15 protein-coding genes are annotated in these 12,616 nt (G+C 41.1%); 3 read left to right on the plus strand and 12 right to left on the minus strand.

The features are described 5' to 3' along the window. Positions 1 to 461 precede the first annotated feature (461 nt). On the plus strand, positions 462 to 917 hold the full coding sequence (locus QAI40_RS14620) for a hypothetical protein (protein ID WP_299982248.1): 456 nt from the start codon (positions 462 to 464) through the stop codon (positions 915 to 917). Positions 918 to 997: 80 nt separating this feature from the next. Further along, on the plus strand, positions 998 to 1,831 hold the full coding sequence (locus QAI40_RS14625) for a DUF169 domain-containing protein (protein ID WP_299982251.1): 834 nt from the start codon (positions 998 to 1,000) through the stop codon (positions 1,829 to 1,831). A 16-nt stretch (positions 1,832 to 1,847) separates the two neighbouring features. On the opposite strand, the gene trpA is transcribed toward QAI40_RS14625, so the two are convergent. From trpA to QAI40_RS14650, 5 genes are all read right to left on the minus strand, one after another. Further along, entirely contained in the window at positions 1,848 to 2,609 is a 762-nt protein-coding gene (trpA, locus tag QAI40_RS14630) for a tryptophan synthase subunit alpha (RefSeq protein ID WP_299982254.1), read from the minus strand. Continuing rightward, on the minus strand, positions 2,602 to 3,828 hold the full coding sequence (gene trpB / locus QAI40_RS14635) for a tryptophan synthase subunit beta (RefSeq protein WP_299982257.1): 1,227 nt from the start codon (positions 3,826 to 3,828) through the stop codon (positions 2,602 to 2,604). Before trpB ends, trpA begins: the two co-directional genes overlap by 8 nt. A gap of 49 nt (positions 3,829 to 3,877) precedes the next feature. Then, the gene (locus tag QAI40_RS14640) at positions 3,878 to 4,606 is read right to left on the minus strand and encodes a GntR family transcriptional regulator (RefSeq protein ID WP_299982260.1); all 729 of its coding nucleotides are present in this window, start codon (positions 4,604 to 4,606) and stop codon (positions 3,878 to 3,880) included. Between the two features lie 117 nt (positions 4,607 to 4,723). Next, positions 4,724 to 6,004, minus strand: coding sequence for an ornithine--oxo-acid transaminase (rocD, locus tag QAI40_RS14645; RefSeq protein WP_299982262.1), 1,281 nt, complete (start codon positions 6,002 to 6,004; stop codon positions 4,724 to 4,726). Positions 6,005 to 6,016: 12 nt separating this feature from the next. Further along, positions 6,017 to 6,805 carry a TrmB family transcriptional regulator gene (locus tag QAI40_RS14650; RefSeq protein WP_299982264.1) on the minus strand — a complete coding sequence of 263 codons (789 nt, stop codon included), beginning with the start codon at positions 6,803 to 6,805 and terminating at the stop codon, positions 6,017 to 6,019. 167 nt (positions 6,806 to 6,972) lie between these two features. On the opposite strand from QAI40_RS14650, the gene QAI40_RS14655 reads away from it, so the two are divergent. Further along, on the plus strand, positions 6,973 to 7,455 hold the full coding sequence (locus tag QAI40_RS14655) for a single-stranded DNA-binding protein (protein ID WP_299982269.1): 483 nt from the start codon (positions 6,973 to 6,975) through the stop codon (positions 7,453 to 7,455). A 79-nt stretch (positions 7,456 to 7,534) separates the two neighbouring features. Here QAI40_RS14655 and QAI40_RS14660 read toward each other — a convergent pair whose 3' ends face one another. From QAI40_RS14660 to jag, 7 genes are all read right to left on the minus strand, one after another. Beyond that, on the minus strand, positions 7,535 to 7,780 hold the full coding sequence (locus QAI40_RS14660) for a hypothetical protein (RefSeq protein ID WP_299982272.1): 246 nt from the start codon (positions 7,778 to 7,780) through the stop codon (positions 7,535 to 7,537). A gap of 116 nt (positions 7,781 to 7,896) precedes the next feature. Next, on the minus strand, positions 7,897 to 8,508 hold the full coding sequence (locus QAI40_RS14665; RefSeq protein ID WP_299982275.1) for a thermonuclease family protein: 612 nt from the start codon (positions 8,506 to 8,508) through the stop codon (positions 7,897 to 7,899). 9 nt (positions 8,509 to 8,517) lie between these two features. Further along, entirely contained in the window at positions 8,518 to 9,345 is an 828-nt protein-coding gene (locus QAI40_RS14670; RefSeq protein WP_299982278.1) for a 50S ribosomal protein L11 methyltransferase, read from the minus strand. 1 nt (position 9,346) lies between these two features. Further along, a complete protein-coding gene (locus tag QAI40_RS14675; protein WP_299982281.1) occupies positions 9,347 to 9,700 on the minus strand; it encodes a hypothetical protein in 354 nt (117 codons plus the stop codon). Continuing rightward, complete coding sequence (locus QAI40_RS14680; RefSeq protein ID WP_299982284.1) at positions 9,693 to 10,349, minus strand: YkgJ family cysteine cluster protein; 657 nt, start codon at positions 10,347 to 10,349, stop codon at positions 9,693 to 9,695. Before QAI40_RS14680 ends, QAI40_RS14675 begins: the two co-directional genes overlap by 8 nt. 12 nt (positions 10,350 to 10,361) lie before the next feature. Further along, positions 10,362 to 11,753 carry a tRNA uridine-5-carboxymethylaminomethyl(34) synthesis GTPase MnmE gene (gene mnmE / locus QAI40_RS14685; protein ID WP_299982286.1) on the minus strand — a complete coding sequence of 464 codons (1,392 nt, stop codon included), beginning with the start codon at positions 11,751 to 11,753 and terminating at the stop codon, positions 10,362 to 10,364. 6 nt (positions 11,754 to 11,759) lie between these two features. After that, complete coding sequence (gene jag, locus QAI40_RS14690; protein ID WP_299982289.1) at positions 11,760 to 12,566, minus strand: RNA-binding cell elongation regulator Jag/EloR; 807 nt, start codon at positions 12,564 to 12,566, stop codon at positions 11,760 to 11,762. Between the last annotated feature and the right edge of the window lie 50 nt (positions 12,567 to 12,616).

Consider the following 12,616-nt stretch of genomic DNA (forward strand, 5'->3'; position numbering starts at 1 on the left):
AAAAGGGTTGAGCAACCAAACCTATTCACCTAATATTAAAAGTGGGCGACAACTCTCCTTGCCCCCTCAGGGGGCCAAGGCATACTAATCCCCTTCCAGGGGTAAACCCAAAGCCTGGCCCTCAGGGCCAGGATATTTACAACAAATAGATTTTAACAAACCCTTCTCATACGTTAAAAAAAACAGCAAAAAAAATATCCTCTCAGATTACACTTATTAATATATATTCATCCAAATTTAAAAATCATTCTCCAGGTATGAACAATAATGTTCTTGGCCTCCAATTAAAGATTGTTTTGGCAGATCGTTTCTGAATAAATTATATTTTCACCAAAGTTGGATTGTTGGAATGCCTTTACAGGCTTCCGAGATGTTGATATGGAATTCAAGATTAGGTTTTTTTTAATTTATTTGGTCGAATATCATCCAAATTTACATAATATAATAGGAGTGATCATTTTATGGGTAAAATAGCAACAGGTACCAAAATTCCTTGTCGGGTATGCAGGACGCTTGATGTGGGGGATTTTTCCATTCTGCATCAACTTAACTGGTTCAATATGTCAGTTCACAGTAATTCCGAGTATGCCAAGGGAACCTGGTTCAAGGAACGATCTCTGGCAGCGCCGATCATCTTTACCGTTGCCGACGGTCTGGTCCACAATGCGGACAATATCACCGAGCTTCTGGCCCAGGATGGCTATGAAATCTATGCCTACATTGGCGTAGACAATATGAAGATCACCTCTCCAGTGCTCTTTGGGGATACCCTCAAGGCTGATGCCGAAGTGGTTGATCTTCGTCCCACCAAAAACCCGGAGAGGTTTTTATTCATATACAAAAATAAAACTTACAATCAGCGTGATCAGCAGGTGATCGAATACCAGACTACCATGATGGTCACTAAGAAAGACTAAGCAAGTAGCCTGACAGGACAATCCTGTCAGCGAAAGCTCCAACCAAAACATTCAGCGGCCAAACCATCAAAGGAGGCATCATGGACCATCAGATCAAATCTGCTATTCCCGACTTTCTTAATATTTTAGGACTTATTGAAGAACCCATGGGAATGTTTTTTACAGACACAAAACCAGACAAAGGATACTCCCCCAAACCCATGGATCTGCCGACCCGGGAGAAGGAAGAAAAAAATGAAATTAACTGGCAGGAGATATTTGGCCAGTTTTCCTGTGTCATGGGCAAGATATGGCTTGCCAGGAAAAAAAAGACATCGGCTTATTTCTCCTCAACACAGTTTGGATGCCCGGGTGGTGCTTTCTGGCTTGGCTTCAACAAACCTCAGGTTGAAACCATTATTCACTATGTATCCTCAGGAATCCCCGGCAGGATGGAAGGTGAACTTTATTGCGATTCCCCTGATCATTTAAGACAGATTTTCGAGTATGTTGATCCTATGCCGGCTGCCAAAGAGTATTGTGTGTTTAAGCCTGTCAGCCAGTTTTCTGAAGAAGAAACCCCGTTACTTGTCTCTTTTTTCACACGTCCGGAATCTTTAAACGGGCTTCACCAGCTTGCCGCTTTTGTAACAAATGATCCTGAAGTTGTCGCATCTCCCTGGAGTGCTGCCTGCGGAAGTTTAGCTGTCTGGCCATTGCATTATCTTGAAAAAGGACAAAACAAGGCTGTTGTCGGGGGATGGGATCCGTCAGCAAGAAAATTTTTTAAGACGGATGAACTGTCTTTTACTGTTCCTTTCGGCATGTTTACCCAGATGACAGACCGGTATAAAGACTCTTTTCTTACGACCAAAACCTGGGAAAATGTTCAGAAAAAGATCAATAAAAGCAAAAAAGCCTGGAATGAAATATGAGCGGTTCCCTGTATATTTAAAGAATACTTCGGATAAAATCTCCAGTGGCAGCTACTCCTTTTTCTTCTACAATCCGGATGGTCTGGGAACCGATTACGGCAATGTCTGCCTTGCCTTTTAAATAGTCCACATCCGCCTTTTCCTTTACGCCGAATCCCACGGCCAGGGGAAGGTTTGTTGCTTTTCTGCATCTTGAAAAATAATCAGATATTTCGATAGAAAAAGCAGTCTCTTTTCCGGTTACTCCTTTTCTGGCCAGACAATAGACAAACCCGGAAGCAAAGGATGACAAGTATGCCAGCCGCTCATCACTGGTCTCAGGGGAGAAAATATAAATCGGGCTCAACTCGTTTTTCTTCATGGCCCTGATGTAGTTCTTTCCCTCTTCGGGTGGAAGATCAGGAACAATGGCACCTTTTAAATTTATTTGAGCCATTTTGTCTGAAAATTGCTCCATTCCGTATTTATAAAGAATGTTAGCGTAACTCATGAACAAAAACGGAATGGAGAACTCTTTTGACACTCTTTGGGCAAACTCAAAGCATTTTTTAACCGTTGATCCTTTTTCAATGGCTTTCTGGTTGGCTTTTAAAATGACCGGACCGTCAGCCATGGGTTCTGAAAATGGAATCTGCAATTCCATTAAATCCACACCCGCTTCAACCATCTGTTTTACGATTTCATGAGAAGTTTCAAAAGACGGATACCCGATAACGATATGAGTCATCAAAAGGATATCTTTTGTTTTCAACCGTTCTTTTATATATGATTCAAGCATTGTATTCTTCAGCCTTTCCAATAATAAATTCTTTCCATTTGGGATCATCAACCGCGTCTGCTATTGTAAAAATATCCTTGTCCCCCCTGCCGGACTGGTTGATGATAATGACATCTTCTTTTAAAAGGGAAGGCGCCTCCTTAAAGGCCTGGGCAAATGCGTGGGAGGATTCAAGGGCAGGGATAATGCCTTCGGTTTGCATGGTCAGTTTTAATGCTGCTACAACCTCGGTATCAGTGGCACTCTCAAACCTTGCCTTTCCCTGATCCTGCATATGGGAAAGGATGGGGGACACCCCGACATAATCCAGGCCTGCTGAAATCGAGTGGGTCTCTTTCATCTGGCCGTCATCATCCTGAAGAAAATAAGTTTTATACCCCTGGGCAATGCCGGTGCTTGCATCCTTTGAACATAGTCTTGACGCATGCTTGCCGGAATTTAATCCCTTGCCGCCGGCCTCAACCCCCACCAGCTCAACCGGGTCATCAAAAAACCCTGAAAAAAGTCCCAGGGCATTGGAACCTCCGCCCACACAGGCATACACCCTTTTGGGAAGTTTTCCTTCCACATTAAGGATCTGCTGTCTCGCTTCCTTTCCAATGATGGATTGAAAATAGGAGACCATTTCCGGGAATGGATGCGGCCCGCAGGCGGTTCCCAGGACATAATGGGTGGTGTCCATGTTGGTGACCCAGTCTCGGAACGCTTCATTGATGGCATCCTTTAAAATTCTTGTTCCGTCTCTTACGGGAACAACGGTTGCTCCCAACTGCTCCATCCAGAATACATTAGGCCGCTGTCTATGCACATCCACTTCTCCCATGTAGATGGTACAGTCAAACCCGAACTTTGCCGCCATGGTGGCGGTTGCCACACCATGCTGGCCTGCGCCGGTTTCCGCGATTACCCGTTTTTTACCCATCCGTTTGACTAACATCCCCTGGCCCATGACATTATTGGCCTTATGGGCACCGGTATGATTGAGATCTTCACGCTTAATATATATTTTTGCACCACCAAATTTACGAGTGAGATTGCCGGCAAATGTCAATGGTGTGGGTCTGCACGAGTATGAAGACATCAAGGCTTCGTACTCTTTCCAAAAGAATGGATCATTTTTTATTTTTTCAAACTCAGATTCCAGTTCATCAAATGTGGCAACCAGAATTTCAGGCAGAAATGCCCCGCCGTGGTTACCGTAATATCCCCTGTTTTTCATATTATTTACTCCTGGCTGCTGTAAAACTATCGATTTTGATATCCAGCCCTTATGTCCTATCGAGGCTTATGGTCTGGGAGAATGCAAATGTCTCTGTCCTACAGTACAATCTTGAAAATATGGCTCTTTTTGCTCCCGGAAAATTAAGTGTTCTTTGAACTTCAAGAATGGGGGCCACAGGTTTTAGTTTCAACAATTTTGCCTTGTCTTCGGGCAAAAAAGATATTTTAAACGTTTGCCGGCCGGTTTCAGGTTTCAGGTAATAAAGATCCGACACCACCCGGGAAAGCGATTTGTTTTCAAGATCAACCTTATCCAGACCCAGAAACAATTCCGGATGAAGATAGAACTCCTCTAATAAAACCGGTTCTTTTTTGGCAATGGTTAATCGTGACAAAAAAAATGCTCTTTTTTTATTAAACGGGTTATTCTTATCGTCAATGACTTCCTTAAGGGTTATAGGTTCAATGCTTTTTGATATTGTTTCAATCCCTTTTGTTAAAAACGCCTGGGATGTGCCTGCAAGGGAAAAAAGATCCACTTGCTGATCCTGGTTCTTTACAAAGGTTCCGGATCCTCTTTTACGCTCCACAAGTCCTTTTCTGACAAGGATATCCATGGCCTGCCGGACCGTTGGGCGGCCGATGCCGTATTGTTTAGCCATAGCAATTTCAGAGGGGATTACATCACCCGGTTTGTGTGTACCGGACCTGATCTGTTCTATGAGGATATCCGCCAGTTGATGATATAAGGGGATAGGTGACTGTGGGTTGAGCATTATTAACCTCAAAATAACAATTAAAAGATGAGGTTAAAATAAATAATATTTGTCAAGTTGTCAAGACATTTTGACAAATATTATATTTTTCTGTACTACTCTCAAAAAACTGATTTTTTAATCAACCAAAACCTTTTCAAGCTGTTTGATCATAAAATCCATCTCTTCTTCATTGATAATGAGCGGAGGAGAAATCCTTATGGTGTGGCCGTGGCTGTCATTGACGATCAACCCGAGCTTCAAAAGTTTTCTGCAAAAATCCATGGCATTGCCGTCTTTGACTTCTATTCCGATGAAAAGCCCTTTTCCCCTGACCTCTTTGACATGGGAAGATCTTTTGGCAATCTTTTCAATTCTCTCTTTCAGTATCTTGCCTTTTTTGGCTGCCTGTTCAGCCAGTTTTTCTTCTTCAAACACCTTTAAAGCGGCAGTACCGGCCACACAGGCAAGAGGATAACCACCAAAGGTTGATCCTTCTGACCCTTTGGAAAAGACCATATCCATAATTTTTGCATTGGTGATAAAAACAGACAGGGGAATAAGACCGCCTGACAGCGCTTTTCCAAGAATCACGCCATCCGGAACAATATCTTCGTGTTCAAAACAGAATTTTTTCCCTGTTCTTCCCATTCCCACCTGAATTTCATCACATACCAGCAAAAGATCATGTTCATCAGCCAGGTTTCGCAGACCTTTGAGAAAACCTTCAGGAGGTACATTCATTCCACCTTCCCCCTGCATAGGCTCCACAAGGATTCCGCAGGTGTCTTTATTGATGGCCTTTTTTACCTGTTCAAGGTTACCGAATTCAACAGATATAAATCCGGGAGTTAAAGGACCAAATCCTTGTTTGTATTTTTTGTTGGATGAAAAAGAGACAGCTGAAATAGTTCTGCCATGAAAATTTTCATTAAAAACAATAATCTCCTGGTTTCCGTCTTCAATCCCTTTATGCTTGAATCCAAAATACCGCATAGTTTTTATGGCTGTTTCAACGGATTCCACCCCACCGTTTTTGGGAAGTGCTTTATTGCCGTAATTTCCAAACCGAGGCCCCATCTGGGGAGCAAACTTTGCGATCTCGGAAAGAAAGATTCCCAACGGATCCGTGAACACAACATTGGACAATACAGAGGCATAATTGCCCATCAGGGCATCCATGACCGCATTGGTGATGGTGGGATGATGGTGGCCCGGATTTGCTGCCGAATATGCTGCCAGACAATCCAGATATTTATTGCCCTTTTCATCTGTCAGCCAGCATCCTTTTGCATGCCTGACAACAAGATTAATCCGGTCATAATGGTGGGCACCATAGTCTTGTTCCAAATTAAAAATGGTTTTGTCATTCTCATTGGAAAATCCACTGATATGATGAATTTTTCTCATTGCAGTCATGTTACACCTCTCTTAATTATCTTCTTTTATTATTTTATAAATTCTTTTTTCTTCTTTAGTCAGTTCCTGATGCCGGTCCAGTATTTTTTCCAGGAAACAATGATAGAAATCATGGCGAAGGCTGTCGCGGTTAGCCACGATAAACCATTGATTCCTTGTCCAGTTGATGGGTGAACTATCTTCATTATCTGTTTCAAATATCCCGACAAGAGCTTCGCTTTTATCTATAATCACTTCTATGGAACGTCCGCCAATGATCTGTTGCAAATGTTCATGATCCGGATGCATGACCTGAATATCAAATTTTTTAGGAATCTTTCCCATGGCAATATAGCGAATTTTAACCCCTCTTTTATCTGCGTCTGTTAAATACTCATCCAAATGCCTGTTTGCTTCGGGAAACAGCCTGACATAGATCTCTTCTTTAGCCTCTTTAATCATTTCCAAGGCTTTTTCCATGACATTCTCATACCCTGTGATGGTCCAGACATATTCAAGATCATTTTTTTGGGATGCTGTTGCAATCTGATCTTCAAACGAGTCTATATTGCTGTCAAAGCTTCTTTTCAGCCTTCTGACAAGTTCATCTGAGGGCAGAGGCGCATACTGACCGGAATTGACTTCAATCACATACCCTTTGGAAATCAGATTCCGTAATACATCATAAATCCTTGATCGGGCAATTCCTGAAATTTTACTCAACTGGGAACCGTTAACCGGATGATTGCCGGCAAGCGCCATATAACACGTAGCCTCATATTGCGAGAAACCAAGTTCTTTTAAATTTGAATAATTATTCATTTTTCTCTCCAAAAAGTTGCTACCTTAATAGCAACATAAACTTAAATTCAATAATTGTCAATTCTTAAAACCCCTAAAAAAATATCTCTTTGACACTGAGTTTTGAATCAGGTAAATATTTAAAAACAACAAACATCTTTAAATTTATCCAAAACAGGAGAAAACAAATGGCAGGTCTTAATAAAGTGATGGTGATTGGCAATTTGGGAAGAGATCCTGAAATCAGGTATTCCCAACAAGGTACGGCAGTTGTAAATTTTTCAGTTGCCACAAGTGACGAATGGTTTGATAAAAATACAAATCAAAAACAAGAACGAACTGAATGGCATAGAATTGTTGTTTTTGGAAAAATGGCGGAGACGTGTGAGCGGTATCTTTCTAAAGGACGGCAGGTTTATGTCGAGGGTAAGCTGCGAACAAACTCATATGAAAAAGACGGCCAAACTCACTATGCAACAGATGTGATAGCTTCAACTGTTCAGTTTCTTGGCGGTCGACAGGACAATCAAGGCGGTGGGCAGGACAATCAGGGCGGCGGGGGTGGCTACCAGCAAGCCGAGTCCGGTTCCAACAATCATTCCAAAGATCAGACAAGCCCGGGCATGACAGGTGGGCAAGAACCGATTCCGGATGATGATATTCCGTTTTAATATCGTTAAAAAAGAAAAAGCCTCGTGGGTGCTTGAAGTATCTTCACCCAATGAGGCTTTTTATTAAAAATTATTCCGGTTAGCTAAGCGTTAGCTGTTCTTCCATGGAAATATCATGTTTCATTTCCTGAAGTGTTTTTTTGATATCCTTTTTAGAATGTTCATCAAGCTGACTTGCTACACAAACTTTTTTTAATTTTTCAACATTATTTTCCAGCTCTTGCTTTTCTGATTGGGGTAAATCTGAAATGCAACTATTATAAGCTTTTTGATTTTTTCTTTTTGCTTTCAAATCCTGGTGCCTTCTCAGTGCTCTGTCTTTCATAGTGCCGGCTCCTTTATAATAGTTTAAAAAAAAGTTTTTCAAAACACACTTTAAAAAGTGACATTCTTTACCTAAAAATAGAATAAACACTTAAAAAGAGCTTGGCAAGCCTAAAATTATTTTCGCGGGTGATCTTTTCTCCATTGCCGTGGACTTTTGTAACGGCTGCCCTGTATCCACATTCCTTTTCCTGCCCTCCTGGCCCTTAATTCTTCTTTTAAATAGCTTTGTGAATCAAGTTTTTTAGGCCGTTTACCCTTATATACCTCAGCCAGGCCTGCTCTTATCATTTCTATATTAATATTTTTATTACCAACAAAAACTTCTGCCAGCTGCCGGTTATAAGCACCTGTTCCGTAGCTTTTAATTGCAACCTTCTTATTACCCACTAAGCCTTCTAAATAATGTTTCGCCTTTTGACTGAAGGGCTGAGTTTTTTGACCCCTGAATCCAATTTCAGGAGAATCAATTCCCACAAGCCGGATTTTAAATATCAAATCAACTCTTGTGACTTTTATAGTGTCACCGTCAAATACTTTTAATACCTTAAATTGTTGTTTTGGGAAAACAACATCGCTTTCCGTAAATTCCTCAATCGTTTCATTCAAAGGCGGAGCAATATTGGTAAAATGTTTGATTCCGTTTTCATCGGTCCAGAAATAGATATTTCCATAAAGAAAAAGGCTGAAAAAAAGAATAAAAAAAACACGAATAGACGTTTTTATCATAAATTATGTTTAACATACTTTTTTTACCAATACAAAGGCAGACCATTTTTTTTCATCCTGTTGCCAGACAAGCTCAAATCCTTTTTCTGAATAAATAGTGACGAATTGATCCTTTTCCCATTCCCTCACACCGGATATGACGGCAATGCCATTTTCTGTCAAGCTTGCATAAATCATATCAGACAATGCTGTCAGTGTTGGAAATCTTAAGTTGGCAGAAATGATTGAAAACCTGTTTTTGCTTTCTTTCATATAATCTTCAATCACTTTGATTCTTTTCGTAAGAAGGTTAAGTGCCACATTCTTTTTAGCCTCATTAATGGAAACCGGATCAATTTCATAGGCGTTGCAGAATGTAAGCCCTGCCAGACACATGGCCATGGCAAGGACACCTGAACCGGTTCCAATGTCAGCTCCTGCCAAATTTTCTTTGGAATCAATCATATGTTTTTCAAAAAAACAAAAATCAATAGCGGCAAGACAAAGCTGTGTAGTAGGATGGTGTCCGGAACCAAAAGAGATGCCCTGATCAATAATTATTTCAATATTCTCCTGGCCAATATTGCTTTGATTTGACCGGCCTTCAAATCCCGGAGGCTTGAGAATAAAATTCTTTGTAATAGATACGGGCTTTAAAAAACTTTTCTCCACATAGGTGGCGCCGTAAAGATAGTGATAGGATAGTTCCTGGGCATCAATGAGCTGCTGTAATATTTTTTTGGCCTCAAAAAAAGAGACCGAAAACCGCTCTTTTATTTCTTTTATATACGCTTGGGCCGTCAGTTTAACATCAGATTGGAAAAGGATATTTAAGACATCTTCTTTGTCCGTTTCCATATCAGAGGGAATGATGACCTTCTTTTTTTAAGAGGTCTTCATACCAGCAGGCAAAGTCAAACATCCCTCTGATCTTTTCGTCATCATTGATGATGCCCAGACACATTTCAAAGGCCCCCTGGGCATAGGAATTAGAGTATTCATCATGATCGATCCGGGAAAGGAACTCCCTGATTAACATCTGGGAGGTTCGCTTGGTTTTATCTTTCCTGATGTCTATGGGGTCTTTAGGTTCCTGGAACGGGTCCCAGTTGTCATAACCTTTTTTGAGGATCTGTTTCTGGCCTCTTTTGCCCATGGTATCAAAAATGGCTTTTTTCTTATCTTCAATTTGTTCAGGGGTAAGCTTATCCATCTTTTCTGACTCCAAGATATTCTTCGTTAAAATCTGTAACCATGGCCATTGAAACAGGAATCAACATTTCATGCATTTTTATTTTTTCAGAATTAATATCCTTTACCAATTGGGCGGAAAGAAGCTGGAGCTGGGTATAAATTTTATCCATATTCAATGTCGGGTAAGGCTCTCCCTGTTTAAAATTTGTCCGGCCACAGATATGGCTTACACCGGCTGTGGATGTAGGGATACCATAAAGCCGACAGGTAATCGGCCGGTATTCATAAATGACACAGAGGTTATCTTCACCAAGCAGCGGGCATCTGACTCTCTCCTGGGACATTTTACCGACTATTTCCAATTCGTCTGCACCGTTTTTAACTTCTTTATATGCATGCCGTTTCATCTTCGTAAGGACCCTGTCTGTTTTGCCGGCAATTTCAATGAGATCGTTTTTATCTTTACCCATAAACTTTTTTAAAAATCTATCTTTCAAATAGAGTGCTTCTATGAGTGTCAGATCAAAAATCGCATAACAGCAATCGCTACATTTTTCCCGGCAGAACACTTCTTTGGGAAATTCTTTTTTTACACGGTCAAACACTGCATCCACTATTTGGACCAATGCTTCATACTTAACAAAGTGTTCTTTTAAATTTAATGTCATAGGGCTTGTCCTTTATTTACCAATGCAAAAATTATTAAAAATAGTGTCCAAAATATCTAAAGAGGCTGTTTCTCCTGTAATTGTTCCAAGGGAATCAATACTATTTTTAATATCGATTGCCAGCATTTCTTCTTCCAGGGTTTGTGCTAACCCAGTTTTTACAGATATTAGACTCTCAACAGTCTGTTCAAGGGCTTTTTTATGCCGCAAATTTGGAATGACCGATGATTTTTCCATATCCACCAGACCAGCCATACTGGTAGTCACTATTTTTTGTTTTAATTCTTTTATCCCTTTGTTAAACAGGGCTGAAATTTCAATTTTGGGGATATGCCGGTACTTTTCCGAAAGCTCTGGCAGATTGCTGTCACCAATATCTATTTTATTGATCACAAAGATAATTTTTGGGCCTGGCTGATTTTCCAGAGGCACCACTTTTTCAAATTCCTTGTCGGTAAAAAGAGTTCCGGGCTCTTTCATGAACAACACAAGGTCGGATGCATTAATGTGATCTTTGGCCTTTTCAATACCGATAATTTCCACAAGATTATCGCTCTGGTGAATACCTGCCGTATCTATAATCACAAACGGTATGCCGTCGATATTCAGCCCTTCTTCGATAGGATCCCTTGTGGTTCCCGGGATGGCTGTTACAATAGCGCGGTCCTGTTCAAGCAGACGGTTCATCAGGCTTGATTTTCCCACATTGGGTGCACCGCAGATGGTAATCCTGATACCGTCCTTTAAAAAACAGGCATCCTCATGCTGCTTGATATATTCCCGGCATTTTTCAAGCACATCATCAATCAGTTCCATCTCTTTTCTGGACGGTTCAAACGGTTCAACATCATCCGGGAAATCAATATTTACTTCAAGCAGGGATAAGAAATGAATCAGTTTTTCTCTTAGCTCCCGGATCTGACTTTTTAATGCCCCAAGATTCTGGGACGCTGCAAATTTCAACGAGCTTGCAGATTTTGCATTGATTATATCTGCAACTGCTTCGGCCTGGGTCAGATCAATTCTCTGATTTAAAAAAGCTCTTTTTGTAAACTCTCCGGGTTCAGAAAGCCTTGCCTCATGTGAGAGTATTTCATCCAGAATGGTTCTTAATACAATGGTTCCGGAATGGGCCTGAATTTCCACGACATCCTCTGCCGTATAAGAGGAGGGCCCCTTCATGGGGATAAGTAAAACCTCGTCTATGATATCTGTGTTTTTATTGTTAAAAACATATCCGTGATAGACCTTATGAGATTCTAAATTTGTACACCCTTCGGGTCTTAGTTTTCTTTTTGAAAAAAGTTTTGATGCAATATCAAAGGCTTTGGGGCCCGAGATCCGAATAACACCAATACCGCCGCTTCCATAGGGAGTTGCTATTGCGGCAATTGTATCATTCATGGTGTTTTATCTTCTAGACCGTCTTTTCCCCCTAAAGGAATTTTTCTTTTTGGGGAAGATCACAAGTCTTCTGTAATATCCGTCACCCATACTCTGGGTTCGAACACTTTGGTCATCTTTTAGTGCCAGATGCACGATACGCCTGTCCTGTGCGCTCATCTGGTTAATGGTCGCAGGACGTCCTGTCTTTTTGGCCTTATCCGCCATTTTATATGCCAGGTGTTTCAGATTGGCTTTACGGGTTTCCATGTATCCTTCGATATCCACCTTGACCCTGACCCTGGCTTCACTCTTCCTGTTGATAATTTTGTCGGTCAAAAACTGCATGGCATCAAGGGTCTGACCCTTTCTGCCAATCAGGATACCGGCATTCCCGCCTTCGATGCTTAAGGTCAGCCTGTCAGATTCCGTGCCGGCACTTACATTGGCATCATCCGTAATCAGGTCTGCCATTTTCTGTAATGCTTCCGTACCAAGAACAACGGACTCTTCAGACACGTCAACCGGCTCGGGTACTTCAAAGGACTTGAATTCTTTCTTTTTGGGTTCTTCCAGTCTTGTTTCTTGACCAAACGCCTCATCCACAATGGACTTGATCCCCTCCATTTCTATTTCTTTAGATTCATCAGTATAATTATCCGGAAGAACAACTTTGATTTTGGCATCTTTTCTGCCAACAATTCCAAAAATCCCTGAAGCACCTTCTGAAATTACATCATATTTCAATTCATCTTTTAAAAGCGTTAATGCTGCACAGGCATTTTTTATAGCGATATCTATATCTTTTCCGCTGAATTCCTGAGTTTGTGTCATATTACCTCCTGCTTACGAAAATTTCTTTTGAATATAATACTGCTGTCCCA

The sequence above is a fragment of the Desulfobacula sp. genome, assembly GCF_030611305.1.
Classification (GTDB): Bacteria; Desulfobacterota; Desulfobacteria; order Desulfobacterales; family Desulfobacteraceae; genus Desulfobacula.